Origin of the sequence: Bradyrhizobium sp. 87 (assembly GCF_023073015.1) — a bacterium.
Classification (GTDB): domain Bacteria; phylum Pseudomonadota; class Alphaproteobacteria; order Rhizobiales; family Xanthobacteraceae; genus Bradyrhizobium; species Bradyrhizobium canariense_D.
Map to the genome: position 1 here is coordinate 54,526 of NZ_JADPIQ010000003.1, position 24,074 is coordinate 78,599.

Below are 24,074 nucleotides of genomic sequence, written 5' to 3' on the forward strand. Positions count from 1 at the left end.
GCAGCGTTCTCTATACCGCGCCGGCCTTCTGCGCGTATTCCCATGAGGCCTTTGACAGCGGCACGGCGCGCTTGGCTGACTCTGGCGCCCTGGCATTGGCGGCGGTCCCGTCGCGGACGCGGCCGGCAATGCCCTGGGTGATGCCGGCGAGACGAAACAGGTTGTAGGCGAAATACCAGTTGAGATCAGGCACCGTCATCTTTGTGACGTTGCAATAGATCTGCGCGGCCTCTTCAAGGCTCGGAATGTTGAGCGCCTTGAGGTCGGCACCCTCGAGGCCCGGCATGATCCACTGCATCAACAGGTAGGTGAAGTCGGCCATGGGATCGCCGAGCGTCGACAGCTCCCAGTCCAGTACCGCCTGCACCCGCGGTTCCGTCGCGTGGAAAATCATGTTGTCGAGGCGATAGTCGCCGTGGACGATGGAGACGCGCGCCTGCTCCGGCAAGGTCTTGGGCAGCCATTCGGCGACCTTCTCGAACTCCGGAATGTGCTGGGTTTCGGAGGCACGGTACTGCTTGGTCCAGCGGTCGATCTGGCGCGCGAAATAATTGCCGGGCTTACCGAAGTCGCCGAGGCCGATCGCAACCGGATCGAACATGTGGAGCTTCGCCAGCGTCTCGATCTTGCTGGTGAAGATCTTTCGGCGCACATCGGCATTCTGGCTCGGCAGCGTTGGATCCCAGAACACGCGGCCCTCTTCCATCGACATGATGTAGAAGGCAGCGCCAATGACGCTATCGTCCTGGCACAGCGCATAGGCGCGTGCCACCGGAAAGCCTTGCTTTCCAAGCGCTGCGATCACGCGGTATTCGCGATCGACGGCGTGCGCCGAAGGCAGCAATTTGCCGAATGGCTTTCGGCGCATCACATAGGAACGGTTCGGCGTGTCGAGCCGGTAGGTCGGGTTGGACTGGCCGCCCTTGAATTGGAGCACGACCAGCGGGCCCTCATAGCCTTCGACGTTGTCGCGCATCCAGGCCTCGAGCCGTAGCTCGTCGAAACGATGCCGCTCCTCGACCGGCTTGGTGCCCGAGAACTCCTCGTCTTTCCTGACGCCGTCAGCCACGATGACGCTCCCTCTTAGTCCTGACCATTTCAGGTCGAGCATGATCCTAATCGGTAACCACTGACGCACTTGCGTCAAGCGGTCATCCGACGCGGATCATGCCCTGTCGTTTCTTCAAGTCGGGAGCGCCGTCCGGCTCTCCCGCTTCATTTTAGTGACTTGGAGAGTTTGCATACTTCCGAAGTTCAAGTCTGGCAATGGCGCGATTGTGCACCTCGTCCGGACCATCGGCGAGCCTCAGCGTGCGAATGTGGGCGTAGTCCTTGGCAAGACCGGCCTCGTCCGACACGCCCGCGCCGCCAAAGGCCTGGATCGCCTCGTCGATGATCTTCAGCGCCATATTGGGGGCTGCGACCTTGATCATGGCGATCTCAGCCTGCGCAGTCTTGTTGCCGACCTTGTCCATCATGTCGGCCGCCTTGAGGCACAGAAGACGCGTCATCTCGATATTGGTGCGGGCCTCGCCAATGCGCTGCTCCCACACCGAGTGCTCGACGATCTTCTTGCCGAAGGCGGTGCGCGAGGCGAGCCGCTTCACCATCTTCTCCAGCGCCTCCTCGGCCTTGCCGATGGTGCGCATGCAGTGGTGGATGCGGCCAGGGCCGAGCCGGCCCTGCGCGATCTCGAAACCGCGGCCTTCCCCTAACAGGATGTTCTCCTTCGGCACCCGCACGTTCTCGAGCAGCACCTGAGCATGGCCGTGCGGCGCATCGTCGAAGCCGAACACGGGCAGCATCTTCTCGACCTTGATGCCGGGCGTGTCGAGCGGAACCAGGATCTGCGACTGCTGCTGGTGCTTGGCCGCTTTGAAATCGGTCTTGCCCATCAGGATCGCGATCTTGCAGCGGGGATCGCCCACGCCGGACGACCACCATTTGCGGCCGTTGATGACGTAGTGATCACCGTCCCTCTCGATGCGGGTCTCGATATTGGTGGCGTCCGACGAGGCCACCGCCGGTTCCGTCATCAGGAAGGCGGAGCGGATCTCGCCGTCCATCAGCGGGCGCAGCCATTTGCGCTTCTGCTCCTTGGTGCCGTAGCGGATGAACACCTCCATGTTGCCGGTGTCCGGCGCCGAGCAGTTGAACACCTCCGAGGCCCAGGTGATGTGGCCCATCTCTTCCGACAGCAGCGCGTATTCGAGATTGGTCAGCCCCGCGCCGCGGAATTCGTCGTCCTCGTGCTCGGACGGCGGCATGAACATGTTCCACAGGCCTTCCGCCCTGGCCTTCTTCTTGAGGTCTTCCAGGATCGCAATCACCTTCCAGCGGTCGCCGCTCTTGTCCTGCTGGTCGTACACCGGCACCGCCGGGCGAACGTGCTTGGTCATGAAAGACCGCACGCGGTCGAGCCATTCCTTCTGCTTGGGCGAGATAGTGAAATCCATGAGAGCCTCCTGAACTTTGAGAATGTGGCCTGCAGTGTTGTTCTCCATTCTTTCCTAGCTGACAAATCTATACTCACCAAAAGTTGCAGAAAACTGGACATACACTAAGAGGCGCCCACGACCCAGGCTGAGATACCAAATCGCTTTCGTCGTTCAAGGAGCAGAGTAAGGGCACTACAGCCCGTCACTTGGATACCGTGGCGAAGACATCTGCTACACCGACCTCTGGCCGGTGCGCGATCGTTTCTGATCATCTATACATCGCGAGGCGCTTCGATTTGGCCAACCCATCTGAATTAGTAGCTGCACGAGCGACGTCGGTAGTGTTTGGTAGCCGGAGCAGACGAGAGAGCTGTCCGCAATGCCTCGCGGTGGATCTTAAGTTCGGCCGATTTCGTTAGACCTCACATTGCGCCGCGCTTATCGAGAGCGACTGGTTCGCAGATGGAATGGTGAATGCAATGCAGCAACAAAATGTGCTCTCTAGTGGTGGGCGGACCGGACACTTTCGTAACACCGCCTACGTGATCGAGGAGAGCAGGAGCTATTTCGATGCCGCGCACGCGGCTGGCCTCATGGGTATTCATGGACGCTCAACGATCGGACGGGCTTTTGCTTTGGGTTGCGGCCCGCTTGATAGCCGACCACTGGTACTTGATTTCGTGCGGTGCTCCTACTTGGGCCTCGACAACCATCCCGTAGTCATCGCTGGTGCGATCGAGGCGATAAAGGCGCATCGATCATTGCATTGGTCCTGCGCGCGAACGCGGCTCAATTTCGACCTCCTGGCGGAACTTGAAGCAACTCTGTCAGATATGTTCCGCGCGCGCGTGCTTACCTATTCCACCGTCATGCTCGCCAATTTAGGCGCAATGCCCCTCCTTGCATCTGGTCAACTAACGGGCGGACGGAAACCGGTCGTAGTATTCGATCGCTTTGCGCACGCCTCGCTCGCCTATCACAAGCCCGTGGTTGCCGATGAAGCACGGGTCGAAACGGTTGCGCACAACGACATCGACGCTCTCGAACGTCTGTGTCGCCAACAGCCGGTGGTGGCCTATGTATGCGATGGAGTGTACTCCATGGGAGGCCATTCGCCGATCAACGAACTGCGTCAACTTCAGGAACGCTATGGGCTCTTTCTTTACATCGACGATGCACATGGCACATCGCTATTTGGACGGCACGGTGAAGGATTTGCTCGCTCCCAGTTTCCGTCCGGACTCGGTGACCGGACGATCATCGCCGCCTCACTAGGCAAGGGGTTCGGCGCATCAGGCGGCATGTTGATGCTCGGGACTTCCGACCAGGAGACTTTGTTCCGACGGTATTCCGTCCCCTACGCGTTCTCGGTGCCTCCCAACCTAGCGGCAGTTGGAGCGGCGCTTGGCTCGTGCAAGATTCACCGTTCGGAAGAACTCGGTCAGCGGCAGAGGCGCTTGGCGCAACGCATAAAACTCTTTGATCGTCGGGTGGTAACTGCGGAGCAAGGCAATTCACTTCCGATCAGAATGATCGCCACCGGATCAGAAGCCAAGGCCATTGCAGTAGCAAGAGAGCTTCTAGATGCCGGGCTCTATACGTCGGTGACGTTCTTCCCAACCGTTGAGCAAGGAAGAGCGGGGATACGAGTGTGTATTACGGCCGATCATGAGGCTCACGATATAGAGCGGTTATGCGACTGCGTCTTGGAAAGAATCAATGACATGACCGTGGGCCTCCATACGGACCAGCCCGGTCCGTGAGAAAATGGTGACGCTCGTGCGAAATAGTCGTACCCGCTCTATGCACAAGATGAAGCCCCGCTGCCTTCCCGATCGATCTTGAACTTCGAGGCAGGTAATTACTTTCCAGGCCACGTTCATTGGCGCGCGAAGATGAACGACTCAGGGTTTGTCCTCGGACGCATGAAACGCAAACCACCCACGTGTCGCTACTTGTAAGCCGTGTCATCCTTCGCGCATCGATAATGTCCGATTGCGTAACAGGCGATGATTCGTGGCTGCAGCATGGTTGGAACTTTGGAACCAGTATGGGAATACTGTCAGGCCTGCGAGTCGTTGAGATCGGAAGCTCGGCTACGACAAGTTATTGCGCACGATTGCTCGCCGATTTTGGCGCGGATGTTCAGAAAGTCGAGCCACCCCTAGGCGACCCACTTCGTCGCAGCGCGCCACTGACACCGAGGGGCCAAAGCGCGTGGTTTGCGTTCCTGAACTTCAATAAGTCAAGCGTCATCATCGACCCGGACGACCAACACGCGATGACGAAGTTAACGGCATTAATCGAAAACTGTGACATTCTGATTGACGGCCGCGATATCGATCCCGCAGATTGTCGGTCCATTGATGTCGCGACGATCCGGCAGCGTCGCCCGAGCTTGATCTGCATCGAAGCGAGCTGGTTCGGCAGCGGGGGACCCTACGCAGGATTCGCGGCAACTGATTCGACGGTACGTGCTCTGGCCGGGCTCATCAAGCTGGTCGGACCGATTGAGGGTCCGCCGTTGTATGCTCCGGATTTCCAGGCGGGCATTATTGCAGGCCTTTGGGCCTTCATCGCCGTGGCATCTTCGATCTTTGCGCGGACGCAGGGAGGGGCAGGCCGGTCGTGGTCGGTCAGCATTTTCGAAGCGAACCTCGCTCTCAGCGAGAATCATATGTTCGAAGCCGATGCTCGGGGTGAAATGACACGTCGGCGCGGCATTAATCGCTTCTGGCCAATGTTTCCGGCAGGCATCTACGAAACCAAAAAGGGATGGCTTGGAGTTACAACGTTAACGCCCGCACAATGGCGCTCATTCTGCGATATGCTCGGTCTATCGGAGTTACGTGACGATTCAGGTCTGGTGCTCAGCGCAGATCGCTTGCCATACATAGACCAGATCGAAAGAGAGTTTCTGCCAAAGCTTAAAGCTCGGACGGCGCAGGAGTGGTTCGTAGAGGGATTGCAACGGAAGATTCCGATCGTACCTGTACCCGAAATATCGGATCTGCTACTCGACCCCGAGAAAAGCGCGCGTGGCGCGATTGTGCCTGTGTTCATTGGCGAAGAAGAGGGCATAACCGTGGGTTCGGTGCAGCGGCTGACCTCGACGAATCCCCGTCGAGGCGGAAAGGTTCCGACTCCCGGTGAGCAGCAGGAGCTCGCAACCGGCCGAACAAATCCCCCCTTCGCAGTGGAGGCTTCGCCTCGCTGCGTCGCTCCCAACCGCCACCCGTTGGCGGGGGTTCTCGTAATTGACTTCACGATGGGCTGGGCGGGCCCATTGTGTACTCGCACGCTCGCCGATCTTGGTGCAGATGTTATTAAGATCGAGGCCATCCAGCATCCAGACTGGTGGCGCGGCGTTGACAGCCGGGCCGCTTACGTCCGCGGTCAAATGTATGAAAAGGCGGTGCGCTTCTGTATCATGAATCGCAACAAGCGCGGTATCACACTCGACCTAGCGCGCCCGCAAGGCGTCGCTCTCGCAAAACAGTTGGTTGCCCGAGCTGATATTGTCGTTGACAATTTTTCTGTTGATGTCCTGCGAAAGTTCGGGCTTGGTTATGACGTGCTTAAGGCGGTCAATCCGCGCCTCGTGATGATGTCGATGTCAGCCTTTGGTTCGAACAGCGTCCATCGCGATTGCCGGGCTTACGGATCGACTCTCGAGCAGGGATCGGGATTACCGAGTGTAGTCGGCAATCCCGGAGGGGCACCCACTATGAGCCACACCGCCTTCGGAGACCCGGTCGGTGGGCTCAACGGCTGCGCCGCGGTTCTGCTCGCGTTGATTCACGCCCGCACGAGGGGCCAGGGGCAGTTCATCGATTTGGCGCAGATCGAATGTATGATGCCACTCGCTGCGCCATGGATCACGATTCAATCGATCGGCGGTCTCCCGCCGATAAGATACGGCAACCGACATCCTCAGTTTGTGCCGCACGGGTGCTTCCGGTGTGCGGGTGTGGACAACTGGATCATGGTAGCCGCGACAAATGACGACATGTGGCGGAGGCTCGCACTTCTTATTGGCCGGTCAGACTGGGCCACCGATGCGTCGCTGACGTCTGCAGAAGGTCGTCGGGCTGTTGAGGACGTCATTGAGACAAGTATCGCAGCCTGGACGCTCACCCGCGATGCGGACGAAGCGATGTTTGAGTTGCAATCCGTCAAGATTGCTGCCGGCGTGGCGCGGCTACCAGTTGACCTGCTGAAGGATCAGCATCTTAGGTCGCGCGCGTTTTTCCAAAATATCCAACGCGCCTTCATGGGCTTGCAGCCGCAGCCGTCGATGCCAATTCGCGAAGGTGCAGGCCATCCCTATGCGATCCGAACGCCGGCACCGACGCTGGGACAGCACAACGGAGAGATCCTGTCAGACTTACTCGGTCTCTCCGAGGCGAATATTGCTGAATTGCGGAGAGAAAGGATCATCGGAACGGCGATGCTCTCCGAAGGGCCGGTCGAAAATTAGCGCAGGGAACATGACAATCGATCTTACGAGTTAGTTGCCCAACACGAGCGCAATACCCGCAACGCCGCGCTCGCGCAGTTTACGAGCCAGCAGCCGAGCATTTGTTGAAGTTCCCGAAACCGCCGTCGCCATCGACCAGAACGGGCAGTTGACTCGAATCTACGATGCGTTCAGCCGCGTCAACAAGTTGGCTCCACGACGCTTCGTTGGCGTCACGATAGCCCAGAGTGCAGGCAATCGATAGACCGGACGCCCAAAGACCTTTGAAGCCTGCGCGCTGGGCGATCGCAGCGGAGAGGCCATCATGTGCTTCCATCAGGAAGGGAAGTTCGGTGCTGGAGCAGACCTCTCTGCGCAGCGTATCAGCAACGGAAGAATTAAGTCCACTGCCGAGGAGAGAATTTGCGTGATCTTAGAGTGCAGTCTCCGGGTGCGCCGATCGGTCTGTGTTCATTGCCCGCCACGTGACATGTTTCTAACAGCTCGATCAATTGCTAGAGTTGATAGGTGGCACGGGAAGAAAAGATCGGTGCATTTCGCTATGGATGCGAGTCGGCAGTTAAGGGCGATTGCTCCGCTTGAAGTCTAACCCAGTCTTGGCGTACGGCATGGACACGAGTGTCAAACGCCATGCGGCAGTGCCCCTTTGCGTCATGAAGAACTCACCCGACCCTCGGGTTCATGATGTCGATTGAAGCTTGGCTCCGCCGCTGACGGGACGGAGGTGGGCGGAGCCGACCGGAAGGCTGCCAGCGGCGGGCGGATTGATGAGGCCGCTCTTTCGCTTGGCGCGGAGCCGGTAGGTATCGCCGCGGATGGTGAGCATGTGGCTGTGGTACAGTGGCCGGTCGAGAATCGCGGTGGCGACCACCGGATCGGTTTAGTAGCGGCGGCTGACCAGCTGGAAGAACAGGTGCGCCGCGTCCGGCTTCAGCGGCAGCTAGCCGAGTTCGTCGACGATCAGCAGCTTTGGCTTCGCCAGTGCGAGCAGTTTCTCGTCCAGGCGCCGCTCGCCATGCACCTTGGCAAGGCCAGCGACCAGCGTCGTCGCCGTGGTGAACTGCACCGTGTAACCGGCCAGGATCGCCTCTGGCCCGAGTTCGCGCTCCGGTCGGCGAGGTGCGCTTCGAATGCCTCCCAGCTCACGAATGAATGTCCCGCGATCGCGTTCTTCTTCACGTAGCCTACGCCATTCTCCGTCTTTAAGCGAATGTCGGGCTCACCCTTTCAACGGTATCTGTTTTGCCAAATCTGGCGTTGCGGCGCTCAGAGGCGGGTGCGAATCTCCAGTTCAATCTCGCGCGTGACCTCAATGATGCTCTCTGGATGGCCCCCATTCTCGAACAGCGCATATTTCAGTGCTTGGGCGCGGTTGACAAACAGGCCGCCAAAGGAGCCGCCTTGTTCAACGGCGACCCAGTAACCGGCTCGATTCCTGCCAACAAGAACGATCCGTGTGGCGGAGCCACGCGAAGTCTTCATGTCCCCTCGCGGAACGACGTCTGAGGCTCGCGGGAGGGAGGCCATAGCGGAGGCATGCCAACTCGCATCACGAACAGTCGCTGAACGTCAGGCGACTTACTAGGTTGGAGTGGCATCGTTTTCGCGAGGGTCCACACAGGCTATGGCGGTACGCGCGTGCCGCGCGCCGAGCTCGCAATCAGTACGCCGAATGCGGGCGACCGTCTCCTACCAGTTCTGGCAAATTGCGAGATTGGCGAGAATGCCCGGCCCGAGGGGGTTAGCGATCAAAACTCGCAACAAAGGCGGTCATTCTACGTAATTTCGCGAAGAACTTACCTTGAGCTCTGGAGGGCCGGGCGCCGTCCGGACAGGCTCAGGGGCCTGTGAGATGGCGACCGACGGAGACCAATCTAAATGATCGGGCCGGTGTTCTCATCATGCTGCGGCTTCATGCTTTAGGCCGAATGCCTTGAGCCGCTTCATGAGCTCCATCAAAACGTCAGGCCTTTTACCCTCGGCCCACGCCACGGCAAGCAGCTCTCCGATCAGTGCCGGATTTTTCCCAAGTCCTCCGGCAGACGGATCGATGGCCCGCCGAGCCTCGTTGGTAATCCTCTCCCAATCAGCAGCGTCAAAACATAGCCTAATCGAATCTTCGATGTTGTTCGGCCAAATCGCACAGCAGTCATCCCATACGATCTCCGGCGGGAAGGCGGCACACCCTAGCTGGAGAGCTGTCAGCAACGCCTGATTATCCAACTCCTGACGGCGTCGACGGTCGGGATGCGTTACATCGCCATCGGCATCGAATATAACAAAAGAGGGAATCTCCAGCTCCTGAGCGATCGTCAGCAACTGAAGGATGTTCGACTTTCCTTCGGCCGGCAGAGTATGCCGCCCGGCCCTTCGCATTGCGTTCCATTGGCCATTCAGATGAAGGGCCGCTGAGAGATAGGCGCGGTCGGAAATGCCTTCGACAAGCACCAAGCGTTGGCTAAAGTACAATTCAGACCGCTCGGGCCTGAGCGCGGCAAGCAGCTTGGCCCTTGCAACCGGGTTTTTATCCGGCTTCCTAGCCGTCGCTTTAGCCATGCGCTGGGCAGCCTATCGAAGTCAGTAGATTTTATGTTCGACTTGCCGGATTTTGCCGTCCCGACGAAGAAGCCGGATTTCCTCGAACTCCTCGCCTGGTGCTCTGGTTGCGGCGGATGCTGGTAGAGCTCGGGTTCCTCGCACCCCAGAATAAGGGTTGGTTTTTCGTTGCCCTCACCCGCTGTTGCTGCGCTTTCGACGGAAGCCAGTTCTTGCAGAATTGCTAAGAGGAGCCGCGCAGGAAATCCTCGGGGAGGAAAAAATACGACGAACAGTTGTTCTTACCGACCTGGCGTCTTCGGGCTGGAACGTGCGCCGGCGCGGGTGCCGCGTCATTTTTGCTGGTGGCTCAGCGCGGGCATGTGCGAGATGCCGAGCCTGGGATCGTGAAGTTAAGCGACGGCTTTCAAGAGGTGCTTTGCAGATGGTCAATGAGCTGATGCAGAGCGATTGGGATCCAAAAAAAATACTCAGGCAAGTAGACGAGCTCAAGGTCAAGCTGCTTCGCGCCCAATCGGTTGTCGCGGAATGTAAGGCAGGATTGGCGGATCTGGAGAAAAGCCTTGAGCGCTGAGCGATCTCATGATCGTCCGATGACGCCAGAGCAAGTCCGCGGCAATCCATACAACACGGAACGCACGACCGCGCAAATCCAGAAGCGTCGAATATCCTGTCGACCAGGATGTCTGCCGTGGCGTTTTCGCGTCGATCAGGGGACCCCCGAAAGCTGCCGCCGCGCACGTTAGCGGCGACAGGTTTTGTCACAGACTTGGCGAAGATCTCGAGAAAGCATGGTGTTGCGAACCCGGCACTGGACAACCGCGTGCGGCACTATAGAATCGGCGTTTTGGTTGATCGCTGCGCGTTGGTCAGGGGAGGCGCGCGGAGTAGCATCAGATACCGGGACGTAACGCCGCGTCTTGGCTAGAGCCTCCTATTTCGGGGGGTAGTGTGCAGGAGGTTCTGCAAAAAGCTGAGAGGCTGAAGCGGTTCGATGATCACCGCTCGTAGTGGCTTGGATCCACCATGACCATGACGAAGATTAGGACGATGTGACTGCAGTCAAAGAGTTCTTGAGGTCGGACAAGGAGTACCTGAAGCCGCTGATCCAGGGGCGTGCAGGATATTCCCGATGCCGAGATGATGGAGACGCTGGCTGCGGAGAAAGGGGAGGGAAGCGAGAGGCGGATTGACTATCGCTCCGGCTACTATTCCCGCTCGCTGATCACCCGGATAAGATCGAGCTGAAGGTGCCGCAGGACAGCAGGGACGGTCCTCGACCGAGCTGTTCGAGCACTACCAGCGATCGGGGCTCGATGGAAGATTCAATGTTCGCAACGCTCTCTTGAGCTGCGCTGCTATGCAGACGCCCCGCATTTCTGCCGGAGCTCGCATGGACTGATTGCTCCAGACGATTGTGGAGACGCGCGCTTCGATAGGCAGAGATTGGCGTTCAAAAGTACGTCGGGAAATTGCCGAACCGCCGTCACCGTCAACGAGCACAAGTGGCTCTGTCGAGGCAACCATGCGTTCGACGCTCTGGAGGAACTGGGTCCATGAAGCTTCATTGCGTCACGATAGCCGCGCGAACTGGCAATCGACAAACCAGAGGCCCAGGTCCCCTTGAATCCTGAGCGCTGGGCAATCGTGGCAGACAGGCCAGCACGCGCTTCCATCAGAAACGACAGATCATCATTCGAGCAGGCCCGGGTGCGAAGCATTTCGACAAGCGACTGCCGTGCGCATTTGGCGACCTGCTGTAGGCCCAACGGCTTGTGGTTGATGCTGCATGCCTAAATCCTGGAAGCCGATCCTCGATTGGCGCCAACGTCACAGTTCATGTCTTTTTGGGGAAGCGCCGATCATGACCAGCATTGGTAGTTTTTTGAGACGCGCAGATTTGGTAATTGCGGGGGCGGCGCAGAAGGCAAAGCTTTCGCTTTCGGTTGAATGGGACTCCCCAAAAGGCTGGAAAGAAGGGCCTTGGTTGCAAATGGATGACCTGGGTTCGCGAGCCTGGTCCTACGGCCCAGGAGAATTCCCCACTCCTTGGAAGGAGGGGTGTTTAGTGAAAGGGCGATATCCGGCTCACGTAGATTTGGACACAATATCGACAGCCACGATTCTCGCAGTGCTGATGTTACGTTTGCGATATATGTCGCAAGCCTGTCGACAAGGCTGCAATGGAATGGCGGCCTCGCGCGAATGTTGAGGCAATCGTCGAGGAAGTCATCCTACTTCCCCGTGTTTGCTGGGCTACTGAGTGGCATCGCATTTGCTGATGGCTCTCCTGTTCTGTCGATCCAGGAGAAAATCATGGCGGATGTGCAAGAGGTTGTGCTGTCGGAACGGGAAAAACAGTGTTTGCGATGGATCGAGCAGGGAAAGTCATCATGGGCAATCGGAGTCATCCTGAACGTGAGCGAGAACACCGTCAACTTTCATGTCAAGAATGCGATGCGAAAGTTGGAAGCGACCAGCCGGACGCAGTGCGTCGTCAAGGCGCGGCGTTTAGGTCTTATCTAAAGTAACGGCCGCTTTGGCGTTGCCGCTGTAGATCGAGCGAATGTAAGGGGTAACTGTCGGTTGCTCCGGCGGAATGCGAGGTGGATTACGCACTGCAGCTGTCGAGCTATGGACGGCGCTACAATTTTCATCGCCGATCGTCACGGCGCGCTGTGGACCACTAGGCGAGGTTAGATCCGGGGCATAACGCTCTTGAAAGCTTGACGGCCAGTCGGCTGCCTAGGTTAACGTAGTGATCGGTCCGTCCCCCCTGCTGCGGATGCCAGCGGTCATATGCGTGTGCACAAATTTGGGAGAGTTGATCGTGGCAGCTCCGCTACTGAAGTCGTCGTCATCGGAAAGCCGGTTTAGACGGCTGGGACTTCCGCGAATCCATTTCCAAAAGCGTGCTGTCCGTGGAACTTGCACCATTCCAGCGTCTGCGCTGATCCAAGCGCGGGCGATTCTCACCGAGCGTGGCTGGCTTAAATGCAAAAGGTTGCGTACTTCCGATGATATAGCAGATAGATAAGTTCGAGCATGTTTGCGGCGGACGCGCCGCTCCGGGCGTTTCTGAGTCTCTGTGCGCAGGAGATGGCCTTAGGCCTGCGACGCCTTCCAGCTCAGATGATCGATGCAGATGAAACCGACCGGTTCGTTGAATTGTGCGCTATGGTTCCCTAATGAAACGCGTGCCAGATGGATAGTCGATGGTGCGTTCTTCTCCTGGCTTAGGCTGTCGCACGAAGCGAGGTAGGACGGCTAAAGACGCTTACCTTGAAGGTTGCAGTTCGTACGCTCAAGAACATCGTTTGCGAGTGCCCGGCTCCGACGGGTCGTCGAATGCAGAAGGGCAGTCAATCCTTTGTGTTCTGCAGTTCATGGCCTGGGAATTTCGAACTCGATCTCACGCGCCACTTCGATGATGTTCTCTGGATCGCCTCCGTTCTTGAAGAGAGCGCATTTCAGAGCTTCAGCGCGGTCGATAAAAAGCCGCCAAACGCGCCGCGTGTTTCGCGAGCAACCCAGTTGCCGGCCCGATTTCTGCCGACAAAAACAATCGCTCCAATATGGGTTGTTTCATATGAGTGTGAGCTGTTATCTGAGCAAAGCGTCATGGTGATTCAGGTCCTCGAGTCCTATTCAAGTGACTGCGATCCCGCCGTTCTCCGGCTCGCGATCGGAAAGCGATGTCCATTGTCGTGCTACTCACATCGCAAATTAGAAATCAGCATCAGCGACTCCAAAGTTTCGGCTATTGGCCGCCAATCGGCTCTGGCCTTGCCTGGGCGGCAAATATTCCTCAAGCTGGAGGAATCGCTCAAACGGCAACGGAGTTCTCCTATCAGTTCTGATTGCACAGGTTGGAGCTCATGCGAGTAGTCTGTGATCAGAATGGGAGCGATACGATCAAGTTCATGTGCTATCTACAAACCTCGTCCGTGAACACGCCGGGAAGTGTACGTCGCGCACACCTCGTGAGCATGAATCCGTTAGCAGAACACGGGCCGGATCCCGGCGGACTATGTGTTTCGTGATGGTCTCGGCTCGGCAATACGCAAGACGGGCTGCACCTCCTGTCTCGCTCAAAAAGGCCCGCGCTGATTAAAGGGAGCGGCCCCGCTTAACCAGGGCTCCAGCTTGATGTGCGCGCCGGGCTCGATTGCTGGGCTGGGCCAATTCCTCGCCAACCGAAGTCGCCGCGCAAGTGATCACCGATGCTGACTTCTCCGCAGTCGCCGTCGGAGCGCCCGGAGACGGCGTAACGGCGTAGATGGACCAGCGTTCGCTTTGAGATCAATTGCCAGGGTTGGTAGTTGATCGGAGCGTATCTGGTGATGAAGGTGCAGTCGGGGCGGCGGCTTTCCCTCCCTTATCGGGCGCCTTTCAGAACTGAAAGGCACCCATCGTCAAGAGTCGGTCAACTGCATGGTGCATCTTCAAAGACTCTCGGCGTCCTGAGATCGCCTGACGGGCTCGTTCTACCCGCCCAGCGGCTGCTAAGAGCGTTTGACAGGGAATTCGAGAGGATATTGCAGTCGCCGACCGGCATTGCGATGGCTCCTTACGACTGGAGGAAATGTGTTGTTGAATTCTATTTGTAGCCAAGATGGCTGAGTGTTCCGTCGTCAGAGCCAGGATTGCGTTGCTGATCAGCGGTCTGAGCCAATCGTCCAGCGGCTCCGAGTCCACCTCCACGCGCCTGCGAACGCAGAGTGTTAGCAGGTACAGTCTTTAGTGCTCGCGCAATAAGCAGCACGAGACATCTTGGCTGTTCCTCCTCTCAAGAACAAATGAACTTAATATGCCGCTTCGCAGCCACATGGTGTCGTCGCCTTTAACCGGCAGGCGCGATACGTTTGGGGAAAGTGCAAATGCGTTTTAATGTTTTCGACGTTGTTCGTGCGCTGAGCTGCTTTGTGTCATCGTGGGTGTCTCAGTCATTAGGCGCCTATGCTCAATATGCCGCGACGTGCCTATTGCTGGCGGGCATCATGGGAGGTTTGATCATCATCGGCAAGCGCGTCGCTCATGCATTTGATGACAGAATGACAGCGCTTTGGCGCAGAGCCGTCGCGCCAACGCTTCGCGCACTCAATATTGCGCGAAGCTCAGCGTTCAATAGACGTGACCTCATCCTGAGGGGATTGCGTTCGGGATGGCCCCATTACATGTGTCCGGCGCTTCCGATCGTTGCCATCGCTTATCTAGGAATCACCGTGGGCAACCGCCTTGTGTTCACAGCCGTGGATCAAGCTGGCTTTTTTGCAAGCCGACGAAGAACCGCCAGCATCCCGGATGCAGGTGCGCTGGTCTCGTTTGAGACCTTCAATATTTGCTTTGCCACGGGCTACAAGGTCGCTCATCTTGAGCGATACTATCTCTGGACCAATCCCGATCCGGCAGCCCTTGCCAGGCAGTATAAGGATTATGCGACCAGCAAGGACACCTGCAAAGTCACCGCGGCGACCGCAACTCCCCCTCCCGCGTCAGTATCGGTGGCTCTACAAGGACAATGCGGGATGCATCTCATTCTTCATCAAGCCGTCGAAGTCGCCTTTACGGACGGACGTGGGGACCTGGTGGGCTCCGTAAATGGGAACTGGCCGCTCCTGGCGTAGCGACGATTGGCTGTCACCATGCGAACTATAACCTGAAGCTGCGGTGAACGAGGAACTTGCTCCCTTGAATGAGTCAGGTTCTTCTCTAGACTTCAGGACGGTCGCCTTCAGCCAGCCCTGTCAAGCGACGTCCGGATTGACCCCGACGTCCGGCAAGCCAGCTCTCGATATCTATTCGCGAGATCGTTTGGATCATCGACCTCGGCTTCTCGACACCGGAGGGCTTAGCTCGGTTGATACGCCTCGGAGAGCCGTAAGCGCAGTACTCACCTCGAACCGCTTGAGGTGATCGAGACTGGTCGCCGGCGGTGCTGGTCGATGACGAGAAGCTGCGAATCGTCACCGGATGGTTGTGATAATGCTCTAGCGGCAGGGTTTTAAGCCTGACGTGGCGATCTGTGAGCGAACGGCTCGTTACGGCTCACGGCGAGCTTGCGCATCACCTTGGCTTTGAGGTCGGCGATCTGTGAAGTTCCGCCGCGGGATGATTTGCACCGCCACCTTTCACCTTCGCCTTATCGTGCGGCTTGCGCGGACGCATAGGCAGGATAAAGGTGGCGTGATCTTGGCCAGCTCCTCGTTAGGTTGGCGACCTCATAGCGACAGATGGCGGTTACGCGGATCTCAGAGCGTCCCAGCCGATCGCCGTCGGCCCGCCGATCGCCCGCCAAGCATTAACGTGCATCGCAATCCAGTCAGCTACCGCCTGCGACCAGCGCGCCGCGGCAAACGTGCGGTTGGATGCTCCAGCAGGCGACGAAGACATGGCCAGCCGCTGCGCGCCAGCCAAGGCGTCGAACACCGGCACCTTGTCTCGCCCACGAAGCCGACGAACAGCTTCTCTCCAGGCCCAAGCGCCTGCCGCATCTCGGCGAGATCATCTCGCTCCACTCCGGTAGAGGTTGCAGAATCGGCTGCAACCAGCCGCCGGGGTGCTCCGTGCGCGGCGATATTCATCCATACCGTAGATGTAGCCCATCAAAACTATGCATTTTACAGCTCGTGGGGCCTCCATATAGGATAGGTTGAGGGCGGCTGGGGCCAATCTAAGGGAGCGACTCTCGAATGAAAAAATTGGCTTTTGTAACTGCGAGCGCCGTGGCGCTTGCAGCGGCGGTACCCCCTGTCGTTGCTGAGGTTGCCGCGCAACCGGAACGCGGGTAGCCAATACACACTACCCTCAATGCGATGAGATGCCCTTGGAAGGCTTCCGCTGTCAGACGCCGCTTTTAGAATGGACACCGAGGACGGCCTCATCTGGTCTTCGGTCTCGGTGACCACGAGATCATGGCGTTCACCGACTACGGCAGCGAGAACCTGGTGGAGCTCATCAGGATACACAAGGACAACCTGAACTCCTCAAGCGGTGACATCGGTGGATCCCTTGTCCGCCCCCCGGGTAGGTTTGCGGCAGTTGCGAAATTGACGTGAGCGGCTTGGGCGGCAAGTACAAAGCGCGTGCCTGAGGAGTGTTATTTCTTTCTGCTACGTGGGGGTACGGGCTTTCGACCCTTACGCAATGGCTTGGGAGCCGTCGCCCCTTTGGGTGGCTGAAGAAAGAATTCAGACAAATGAACTCCAAGCGTTTCCGCGATACGGTCGAGAAGATCGATCGTCGGGTTCTCCGATTGCTGCTCGATACCGCCCATATAGGAGCGGTCGATCCTGGCATCGTATGCCAATCGCTCTTGCGAAACACCGCGATCTACGCGGATCCGGCGCACATTCCAGGCGACAAGCGCACGAGCTTTCATGCGCTAAAGCAGCCATTCCGACGGCCATCAAACCACTGGCTATAACCATACGATTGCGGTACGTTCGCCCAAAATGCAGATGAGCAGAGTCCGCGCGTAATCCGAATGAAGGAGCGGTACTGAATTCAGATGGCGCGCCGAATCAGCCTGTGCTGACGAGCTACGACGAGCTGCGTCCCATTTCGGCCTCTTGATTCGAAAGGCTGGACGACAGTTCTGCTGATCGAGCGGAACGGACTGCGATCAAATGCATTCGGACGATGGTCGGAGCGAACGAATTGAAGGGAACGACGGCAGTCAGCGGTGTTAGGTATTCATTGACTTTGGCAAGAATGCTCCTGCAGGCCGCGACAATCGGCTCTCTACGAAGAGGTTCTGAATACAGCTAGCTTCCCTAAAATCGAGGTTTCTCAATCTGGTAGGACTTTCAGGCCGTGCCGTCCGATCCCAAGATCGCAGATTTCGCGCCTAACGCGCCGCAGCTCACGCCATATGACGAGCAACATGCCGTCACGTATATGCGTCTACTGGATGCCGAGGCCGATAACGCTAATTGGCGGGAAGTTGCGCGCATTGTGCTTGGTATTGATCCCACCCTGGATCCGGATCGCGCCCGACGTATCTTTGAAAGCCATCTGGCTCGCGCCAAGTGGGCGGCACGTCATGGCTTTCGGCAGCTCCTGCAGCGCGGTTGGCCGAAGAGTGAGGAATAAGTGCGTTCGAAACGGACGTCCCTTCTGGTGATGACCGATCGCAAAATTAGATCGTCATATCGCGCAAACTGCATCAATCGCGAAGACCTGCATTGGGTCAACCAGAAATAGTCACATTCGTCGGGCTGCAATTCCCTGCATGTGTGTTATCAACATACGGGGAAAGTGGTGCGATGCTAGGTGCTGACTGGAGATCAGAGAAGGCCTATCCCGATGCCAACAAAGCAGAAGCTGCGGACATAGCTTGGGAGTGGCTACGCCGCAACGGCGAGTACCAACGAGACTATTTGGCTCTCGCCATGAGCGAACGATCCGACGCGATGCCGGAGCATTTCCGGCAGCGGTGGGGGCTGTCTTTTCGCAGCTGATCCGCAAAAGACCTTCGACCAACAAGCCATTTTCTGGGCGCCCGAGGTGCTCGCGACCGTGCTGCCGTTGCGCGCGGCTGTCCGCTCGGCAGCGTTGTACGATCTGGATTTCAGAAAATTGGCGGGTAGCGAGCTTCGCCATGCGCCGGATGGATGGCATGCCATCGTGGCGCTCGGAGGAGCAAAGCATCGCCTGTGGCTAACAGAACTTCCACCGAGCGGCTCCTCGCTTGCCGTCGACCTGCCGTTCGACGGCAGTTTCGAGGTTCGTTTGCTGGCAGCACATCGTTTTTGGCTGGCGCTCGAACGGCGCGCCATCGGACCACCGCCTCTGACGCTGCCAATCTTGACCCGCCGTCGGCTCATCCTCGCCTTGCGTGCGGTCGATGGGTCGTTGGAGGGACACAGCTATCGCGAAATCGCGCAAGGCTTGTTCGGCAAGCATCGCATTCCCCATCGCGGCTGGAAAACGCACGATCTGCGCAGCCGGACCCTTCGCCTGGTCAAGACTGGGCTGCATCTGGTGCGAGGCGGCTATCGCGCCTTGCTCCGTCGCAAGCGTAAAGGAGAGGACGACCCGTCCTGAGCTTTGGCTGATCGGCTAGGCCCCGTACTTACAAGACGATCAGAGTCAGCCGGTTTGAACGCGAAAAGAGTTATGGCGGGCGCGGTTAACGTCTTTATTTGCGGGCTGGCCGCGGTGCTCGCAAAATGGCGAGCTCGCCGGCAATCGGAACAGTCAGCATTTGCAAATGGACACGCTAAGATTCCAAAGATTGATCAAACGTCTGCCATCACGCAAATGCGCGATTAGGCGGCTTCCGGAATCGCGGCCTTCTTACAGAGCCGCGCGACCCATCGGCAAAAGGCGCGAGCGACTTCGAGATTGTCACTTCGGTCCACCGCATAGGCTCGATACTGCATGCCGCTTGAAGTACGCGATCCCGGTATCACATGGAGCGCCCCTGTACGCACGAGATCGCTCACAATGATTTCCGGCGCCACCAGCAGGCATTTCCCGGTTATGACAGCCGGCAAAGCAAGGTAATTATGATCGTATCGCGCCCCCGACTTGATGTCCTTCGCGGTCAGGTTCATAGCTCTGAGCCAGGTGGGCAGTATGTCGGGCCGCGATGTGATATTCAGAATTGGCATCGAACGGGCAGTGGAGAGCGTTTTTCCCATGACGTGATTTGGAGCGCCTACGCATACGAGCATCTCATTGTAGATCGCCCAATCGTCGGCCGGTTCAGCGACACAAAGATCGCGAGTAAGCAGGATGTCGAAATTGTCGGAGGATCTCGGTGGAGACAATGAACTGATCACGTCGACGACAACGCCGCCCATCTCGGCAGAGAACGCCTGGAGATTTGGAATCAGAAAGGAGTAGGCGAAGGTGGAAAGAGAGGTGTGGACTACAATTCGATTGGCGTCCGTTCGGTTCCTCCGCCGCATTCTCTTCGCGGTGAAGCACACTGTATCAAGCGGTTCGGCCACGGCGTTCGCAAAGAGCCTTCCAAATTCTGTCAATTCACTGCGTCGGCCCCGCCGTTGAACGAGATCCGTGCCGAAGTAGTCTTGCAACACAGCCAAATAGCGGCTGACCGAGCTCTGTGTCGTTCCCAATGTGCTCGCCGCACGCGTGACGCTTCCCTCGCGCGCAATGGTCACAAAGACCCGGATAGCATTGAGGGGCACTTCATTGTGTTCGGCAGCCATTTTCTGCTCCGGTAGCTTCTGGGCTCTCCGCTGATTGTCACGGCGGGCCATTGCCAGAAGCTCCATCACATTATTCGATGTCTATAGCCGGATTGCCGCTTATAAGTGATATCTCGCGCACAAAATCTGCCTTCTCGAGGATTCGGGCGATCTGGCTCGGCGACTTCGATTGCTGTCGACGGCTTTCTAAGAGGTGATCTCCAGGTGCCGGCAAGGGGAATGACTGCTGATGTCGGGATCGACATCGAGGGCCGTCGAGATGACAGGCCCGAGACTTCTTAGGTGCGTTCAGGATTGCGTGCGAATCAGAGCTCGCTGCTGAGTGCCGTCTCAAAATCTCGCTGGCAGGCATCGGTTCAGCGTTTAGCGAAGGAAGCGAGCTTCAGCCGCCTTGGCCTCTTCCATCTTCTGGATTCTGAAGATCTCATCCACCGGCAGAATATCCTTGTGGACATTCTGGACGCCACCATCCGCGATGATCCGGCGGAAGGTCTCCTGCATGGCGGTTGCAGCAGCACGAATGCCGTAATTGCCATAAATCATCATGCGGATGTTGCCGAGCATTTTGACCCGTTTGGCATCGAGGTCAGGGTAGGCGTTCGGCACGATGACCAGCGGCACCGTTCCGGTCCAGGCGCGCGCAAAGCTTTCGATCTCGCAAGGAGTCTTGCTTTTCGAATGGATCAGGATCATGTCCGCGCCAGCCTCTACATAGGCGTGTGCCCGATGCAGGGCCTGCACTTCGCCGAGGCCGGCGATCAAGGCTTCCGTGCGGGCGATGACGAGGAAATCCGGATCTGATCTTGCCGAGATGGCAGCCTCGATCTTCCCCTGGAATTCTTCAATGCGCAATAGGTCCTGGCGGCCCTCGGCAGCAAGGCTCGTTAGTTTTGGAAAAGTCTTGTCCTCGATGACAACGGAACTGGCGCCGGCGCGCTCATATTCCGTGATAGCGTGAATGACGTTAATCGCATTGCCATAGCCTGTATCAATGTCCGCGACGATCGCAAGCCTCGTGCGCCCGGCGATCGCCCGCAGCATGTCGAGATGCTGTGTCATTGAGATCAGGCTCATATCCGGCAGCCATAAAGCGCAGATAGCTCGAAGCCGGACGCCCACACTCCGTCGAATCCGGCTTCTTCAGCGAGCATCGCTGAGAATGGGCTGTGGGCGGCCATGATATGGACAAGGCCAGTCTCGGCCATGCGGGCACGGAGGCGTTTGGCAGAGGACATCGGAAAATCCTTCAGGACAGGCTCGCGCAGGCGGCGATGATCCGGTCGCAGGCGCGCGTGAGGTCCTCGAGCGAGGAAGCATAGGAGATGCGGATATAGGGCGAAGCCATGAAGCCGCTGCCAGGCACGACAGCCACGGCAAAAGCGTCGAGCAGATACATGGCAAAATCACTGTCGGTCTCGATCATCTTGCCGTCGGGCGTGCGCTTGCCAATGACACCCGCGCAGGAAGGGAAAACATAGAAAGCACCATCCGGCACACGGCAAGCAAGCCCCTTGGCCAGCTTGCCGATAACAAGATCGCGTCGCTGCATAAACGCGCGCGCGAACTCCTTGATATGGTCCCGTCTCCCTGACAGCGCCTCGAGCGGCATATTGAGAAACCGAGCTGGTGTGCCAAGAGGTCTGGCTCTGGATGAGGTTCATGGCCTTGATCAGCGCCAAAGGCCCGGCGCCGTAGCCGACGAGCCAGCCGGTCGTCGCGTCTGCCTTGGACACCCCGTTGACCGTTAAGGTACGCTCGCACAGGTCCGGCGCGAGTGCGGCCATTGTTGCAAAGTCGGCGTCATAGGTGAGTTTTTCATAGAGTCGTCGGATAGCACATGCACATGGACATGCCGGCGCAACACCGCAGCGAGCGCGAGCAAATCACTTCGGCTGTAGACCGCACCGGTCGAATTGCATGGCGAATTCAACATCAGCCATTTGGTGCGCGGCGTGATCGCCAGGTCCAGTACCTCGGGGCGCAGCTTGAAGCCATCGCGTTCACTGCAGGCGACGAGCACCGGCTTGCCGCCGGCCAGGGCCACCATGTCGGGGTAGGAGACCCAGCATGGCGTCGGGATCACAATCGTCGCCCGGATCGAGGCTGGCAAATAGTGCGTTGAACACAACCTGCTTGGCGCCGCAGCCCACCGTGATCTGGTCGATACCGTAGTTGAGGCCATGATCGCGACGGAGGCTCTCGCCAATTGCTGCCCGCAATGCTTGATTCCGGCGACCGCCGTGTACTTCGTCTGCCCGGCACGGATGGGCCGGATGCCAGCTTCACAGATAACGGACGGCGTATCGAAATCCGGCTCGCCTTGGCTGAGCGTGATCACATCGGTTCCCTGATCTCGCAGCTCGGCGGCGCGAGCCGTCATGACCTTGGTTTGAGAGGGACGGACGAGTTTGAGCCGTTCTGAAACGAGAGACAAGACACAATATCCTACGCGTTCGAATGAGCGGTTGGGGATCTATCCGAACTCGAACGACCAGACGAGCCAGGTGATCGCGGCTTTGGATAAAATCATAAGATTACGATAACCGTAGCGCTTTTCGTGCGGCTCTGTTCGGCGCTCGCATGAGTCGTTTGTGTCTCAGCTCCTCCTCATCATCGGCCTGCCGATCATCGGATAGTTGCAAGCATACATCGACTTTTTCGATGTGTGTCATTCTGGCGTAGCAGTTCAGGCTTTTAAGGTCGCACACAATCGCGAAATTGAGCAACAAAAGCGCTCGATTTCGGGATCGAGAGTTTGTGCCGGTCGAAAAATTCGCGGTCTGGCATTCGCATCAATGGAATGGAAGCGGAGGCGGTGATGACCCGTATCGACCTGACGCGACGGCAAGCCATCGCAGGTAGCCTTGCCGCAAGCGTGGTAGCCAGCACAGGCGCCGGCGCTGTGGAGAGTGAGCCTAAGACATTGCCGCGTCGCCGCCTCAAAGTCGGCATGTCCGGATTTCCGCGATCGTTCGACCCGAATATCGCGACCGACACTGCCATTCGTCGGGTCGTGCCGCAGCTTTTTGATAGGCTGATCAGAGTAGACCATGCTCACGACATGACGCTACGGCCGGGCTTGGCCGAGCGTTGGGAGCGGATCAACGCGCAGTCGTTGCGGCTGTTCTTGCGCAAGGAAGTCGGTTTCCACGATGGGGCGCCTTTGACGGCTGAAGATGTTGCCTTTAGCCTTGGTCCTGACCATCTGCTGGGACCTGGACGCAGCGGCATGTCCGAGGCGCTTCAGTCGCTTGATCGGCTGGAGAAGGTCGAAATCATCGATCCTTACACCGTCATTGTGCATGCAAAGGGTAGCGACGCCCTCCTCGAGCAGCGTCTGGCTGCTTGGGGATCTGAGATCGTGAGCCAGCGCGCCTTTTTGGCGGCGGGCTCGTGGGAGCGCTGGACCACTGCCCCTGTCGGAAGCGGTCCCTATAAGCTCGTCGATCACAAGCTTGATATTCGTGTCTCATTGAGCGCCCACGATGCGTATTGGGGCGGGCGGCCGCCATTCGATGGCATCGAATACCGTATCATTCCCGAGCTTTCCGCGCGCGTGAACGGCCTGCTCGCCAGCGAGCTCGACATTGCCACTGACATTCCGCCCGACCAGTTCGCGGGCATCCAGAAGCGTGCTGATCTCGAGATCGTGGGTGGCGCCGTGCAGAATATCCGCTCGCTCGCCCTCGATCAGACTGATCCCATTCTGAAGGATGCGCGTGTTCGCCGTGCAATGAGCCTTGCGCTCGATCGCAAGCTGATCGTGCAAAGCTTGTGGGAGAACCGGGTCCCGATTCCGAACGGCTACCAGCTGCCGAGCTACGGGAAAGGCTATATCCACGAATTCCCCTCGCTTGTCTACGATCCCGGCAAGGCCAAGGAGTTGCTGGTTGATGCGGGCTACAAGGGAGAGCAGATCACCTATCGTCTGCTCAACAATTACTACCCCAATCAGGTCTCTGGCGCGCAAACGATGATCGAGATGTGGCGCGCGGTTGGCCTGAACGTCAAAATCCAGATGATGGAAAACTTCGCGCAAGTTCAGCGCCAGCCGGTGCGTGCCATCTTCGATACGTCAAATACTGCGCTGTTTCTGGATCATCTCGGCCATCCCTGGCGTGAATTCGGGCCGAGCGGCACTCTGCCAAGGTCGATCGGAGTCTGGAGGAACGAGGAATATTTTGCGCTCGGCGCCAAGCTCCTGGACACCGTGCAGAGCGAACAGCGCCGGCCGATCATCCGTCGCATGCTCGAGATCATCAACGAGGTCGTTCCCCCTTGCGTGATCTTGCACGTCTCAGGCCAGTTCTATGGCAAGCGCCGCGATGTGCCATGGCTGCCGGGATTGACGCTCGACCTCAATTTCGGCCCATTCAACAGAGCTCTGATCCGGACCTGATCGCGACGACGCATACCTTG

At 58.1% G+C, this 24,074-nt stretch carries 17 protein-coding genes and 3 pseudogenes; 8 read left to right on the top strand and 12 right to left on the bottom strand.

Annotated elements, in window-relative coordinates; translation table 11 throughout:
- Window positions 1-10: 10 nt before the first annotated feature.
- Together IVB50_RS00590 and IVB50_RS00595 are read right to left on the bottom strand one after the other, a co-directional pair.
- Complete coding sequence (locus tag IVB50_RS00590; protein ID WP_247293799.1) at window positions 11-1,069, bottom strand: phosphotransferase family protein; 1,059 nt, start codon at window positions 1,067-1,069, stop codon at window positions 11-13.
- Window positions 1,070-1,220: 151 nt separating this feature from the next.
- Window positions 1,221-2,456, bottom strand: a complete 1,236-nt coding sequence (locus IVB50_RS00595) for an acyl-CoA dehydrogenase family protein (protein WP_247293632.1) — start codon at window positions 2,454-2,456, stop codon at window positions 1,221-1,223.
- 461 nt (window positions 2,457-2,917) lie between these two features.
- Here IVB50_RS00595 and IVB50_RS00600 point away from each other — a divergent pair, with 461 nt between their 5' ends.
- Window positions 2,918-4,201: an aminotransferase class I/II-fold pyridoxal phosphate-dependent enzyme gene (locus tag IVB50_RS00600; protein ID WP_247293687.1), complete on the top strand. Its 1,284-nt coding sequence runs from the start codon at window positions 2,918-2,920 to the stop codon at window positions 4,199-4,201.
- Window positions 4,202-4,488: 287 nt separating this feature from the next.
- Window positions 4,489-6,918, top strand: a complete 2,430-nt coding sequence (locus tag IVB50_RS00605) for a CoA transferase (RefSeq protein WP_256465337.1) — start codon at window positions 4,489-4,491, stop codon at window positions 6,916-6,918.
- 45 nt (window positions 6,919-6,963) lie between these two features.
- Here the strand turns inward: IVB50_RS00605 and IVB50_RS00610 are convergent.
- The 4 genes and pseudogenes from IVB50_RS00610 to IVB50_RS00625 form a co-directional block, all read right to left on the bottom strand.
- Window positions 6,964-7,234 (bottom strand): annotated as a pseudogene (locus tag IVB50_RS00610) (isocitrate lyase/phosphoenolpyruvate mutase family protein); the annotation flags it as partial.
- A gap of 363 nt (window positions 7,235-7,597) precedes the next feature.
- Window positions 7,598-8,017 (bottom strand): annotated as a pseudogene (locus IVB50_RS00615) (ATP-binding protein); the annotation flags it as partial.
- A 167-nt stretch (window positions 8,018-8,184) separates the two neighbouring features.
- Complete coding sequence (locus IVB50_RS00620) at window positions 8,185-8,400, bottom strand: hypothetical protein (RefSeq protein WP_247293699.1); 216 nt, start codon at window positions 8,398-8,400, stop codon at window positions 8,185-8,187.
- 417 nt (window positions 8,401-8,817) lie between these two features.
- Window positions 8,818-9,474, bottom strand: a complete 657-nt coding sequence (locus tag IVB50_RS00625; protein ID WP_247293701.1) for a TOPRIM nucleotidyl transferase/hydrolase domain-containing protein — start codon at window positions 9,472-9,474, stop codon at window positions 8,818-8,820.
- Between the two features lie 424 nt (window positions 9,475-9,898).
- Between IVB50_RS00625 and IVB50_RS00630 the strand changes: the two genes are divergently transcribed.
- The 3 genes from IVB50_RS00630 to IVB50_RS00645 all read left to right on the top strand — a co-directional run bounded on the left by IVB50_RS00630 (window position 9,899) and on the right by IVB50_RS00645 (window position 15,101).
- Window positions 9,899-10,048, top strand: coding sequence for a hypothetical protein (locus IVB50_RS00630; RefSeq protein WP_247293703.1), 150 nt, complete (start codon window positions 9,899-9,901; stop codon window positions 10,046-10,048).
- Window positions 10,049-11,790: 1,742 nt separating this feature from the next.
- Window positions 11,791-12,000: a helix-turn-helix transcriptional regulator gene (locus IVB50_RS00640; RefSeq protein WP_247293705.1), complete on the top strand. Its 210-nt coding sequence runs from the start codon at window positions 11,791-11,793 to the stop codon at window positions 11,998-12,000.
- A gap of 2,354 nt (window positions 12,001-14,354) precedes the next feature.
- Complete coding sequence (locus IVB50_RS00645; protein ID WP_247293706.1) at window positions 14,355-15,101, top strand: hypothetical protein; 747 nt, start codon at window positions 14,355-14,357, stop codon at window positions 15,099-15,101.
- A 1,472-nt stretch (window positions 15,102-16,573) separates the two neighbouring features.
- Here IVB50_RS00645 and IVB50_RS00650 read toward each other — a convergent pair.
- Window positions 16,574-16,855, bottom strand: coding sequence for a helix-turn-helix transcriptional regulator (locus tag IVB50_RS00650; RefSeq protein ID WP_247293715.1), 282 nt, complete (start codon window positions 16,853-16,855; stop codon window positions 16,574-16,576).
- A gap of 434 nt (window positions 16,856-17,289) precedes the next feature.
- Between IVB50_RS00650 and IVB50_RS00655 the strand changes: the two genes are divergently transcribed.
- Window positions 17,290-17,568, top strand: coding sequence for a DUF2285 domain-containing protein (locus tag IVB50_RS00655; RefSeq protein WP_247293717.1), 279 nt, complete (start codon window positions 17,290-17,292; stop codon window positions 17,566-17,568).
- Window positions 17,569-17,982: 414 nt separating this feature from the next.
- Window positions 17,983-18,522 carry a DUF2285 domain-containing protein gene (locus IVB50_RS00660; protein WP_247293719.1) on the top strand — a complete coding sequence of 180 codons (540 nt, stop codon included), beginning with the start codon at window positions 17,983-17,985 and terminating at the stop codon, window positions 18,520-18,522.
- 224 nt (window positions 18,523-18,746) lie between these two features.
- Here the strand turns inward: IVB50_RS00660 and IVB50_RS00665 are convergent, their stop codons facing one another.
- From IVB50_RS00665 to IVB50_RS42245, 5 genes and pseudogenes are all read right to left on the bottom strand, one after another.
- Window positions 18,747-19,655: a LysR family transcriptional regulator gene (locus IVB50_RS00665; protein ID WP_247293801.1), complete on the bottom strand. Its 909-nt coding sequence runs from the start codon at window positions 19,653-19,655 to the stop codon at window positions 18,747-18,749.
- Window positions 19,656-20,018: 363 nt separating this feature from the next.
- On the bottom strand, window positions 20,019-20,774 hold the full coding sequence (locus IVB50_RS00670; RefSeq protein ID WP_247293722.1) for an isocitrate lyase/phosphoenolpyruvate mutase family protein: 756 nt from the start codon (window positions 20,772-20,774) through the stop codon (window positions 20,019-20,021).
- 127 nt (window positions 20,775-20,901) lie between these two features.
- Window positions 20,902-21,264, bottom strand: coding sequence for an aminotransferase class I/II-fold pyridoxal phosphate-dependent enzyme (locus tag IVB50_RS42240; RefSeq protein ID WP_253076211.1), 363 nt, complete (start codon window positions 21,262-21,264; stop codon window positions 20,902-20,904).
- Between the two features lie 31 nt (window positions 21,265-21,295).
- A pseudogene (locus IVB50_RS42610) lies at window positions 21,296-21,439 on the bottom strand (aspartate aminotransferase); the annotation flags it as partial.
- A complete protein-coding gene (locus IVB50_RS42245; protein ID WP_253076212.1) occupies window positions 21,400-22,089 on the bottom strand; it encodes an aminotransferase class I/II-fold pyridoxal phosphate-dependent enzyme in 690 nt (229 codons plus the stop codon). The gene IVB50_RS42245 and the pseudogene IVB50_RS42610, both read right to left, overlap by 40 nt.
- Window positions 22,090-22,455: 366 nt before the next feature.
- Between IVB50_RS42245 and IVB50_RS00680 the strand changes: the two genes are divergently transcribed.
- Window positions 22,456-24,054, top strand: coding sequence for an ABC transporter substrate-binding protein (locus IVB50_RS00680; protein WP_247293725.1), 1,599 nt, complete (start codon window positions 22,456-22,458; stop codon window positions 24,052-24,054).
- The last annotated feature ends 20 nt before the right edge of the window (window positions 24,055-24,074 follow it).

Coding starts and splice junctions, on each gene's coding strand:
- IVB50_RS00595 (WP_247293632.1), bottom strand. CDS start 2,456: ATGGATTTCACTATCTCGCCCAAGCAGAAGGAATGGCTCGACCGCGTG.
- IVB50_RS00600 (WP_247293687.1), top strand. CDS start 2,918: ATGCAGCAACAAAATGTGCTCTCTAGTGGTGGGCGGACCGGACACTTT.
- IVB50_RS00605 (WP_256465337.1), top strand. CDS start 4,489: ATGGGAATACTGTCAGGCCTGCGAGTCGTTGAGATCGGAAGCTCGGCT.
- IVB50_RS00620 (WP_247293699.1), bottom strand. CDS start 8,400: ATGAAGACTTCGCGTGGCTCCGCCACACGGATCGTTCTTGTTGGCAGG.
- IVB50_RS00625 (WP_247293701.1), bottom strand. CDS start 9,474: ATGGCTAAAGCGACGGCTAGGAAGCCGGATAAAAACCCGGTTGCAAGG.
- IVB50_RS00630 (WP_247293703.1), top strand. CDS start 9,899: ATGGTCAATGAGCTGATGCAGAGCGATTGGGATCCAAAAAAAATACTC.
- IVB50_RS00640 (WP_247293705.1), top strand. CDS start 11,791: ATGGCGGATGTGCAAGAGGTTGTGCTGTCGGAACGGGAAAAACAGTGT.
- IVB50_RS00645 (WP_247293706.1), top strand. CDS start 14,355: ATGCGTTTTAATGTTTTCGACGTTGTTCGTGCGCTGAGCTGCTTTGTG.
- IVB50_RS00650 (WP_247293715.1), bottom strand. CDS start 16,855: ATGAAAGCTCGTGCGCTTGTCGCCTGGAATGTGCGCCGGATCCGCGTA.
- IVB50_RS00665 (WP_247293801.1), bottom strand. CDS start 19,655: ATGGCTGCCGAACACAATGAAGTGCCCCTCAATGCTATCCGGGTCTTT.
- IVB50_RS42240 (WP_253076211.1), bottom strand. CDS start 21,264: ATGCCGCTCGAGGCGCTGTCAGGGAGACGGGACCATATCAAGGAGTTC.
- IVB50_RS00680 (WP_247293725.1), top strand. CDS start 22,456: ATGGAAGCGGAGGCGGTGATGACCCGTATCGACCTGACGCGACGGCAA.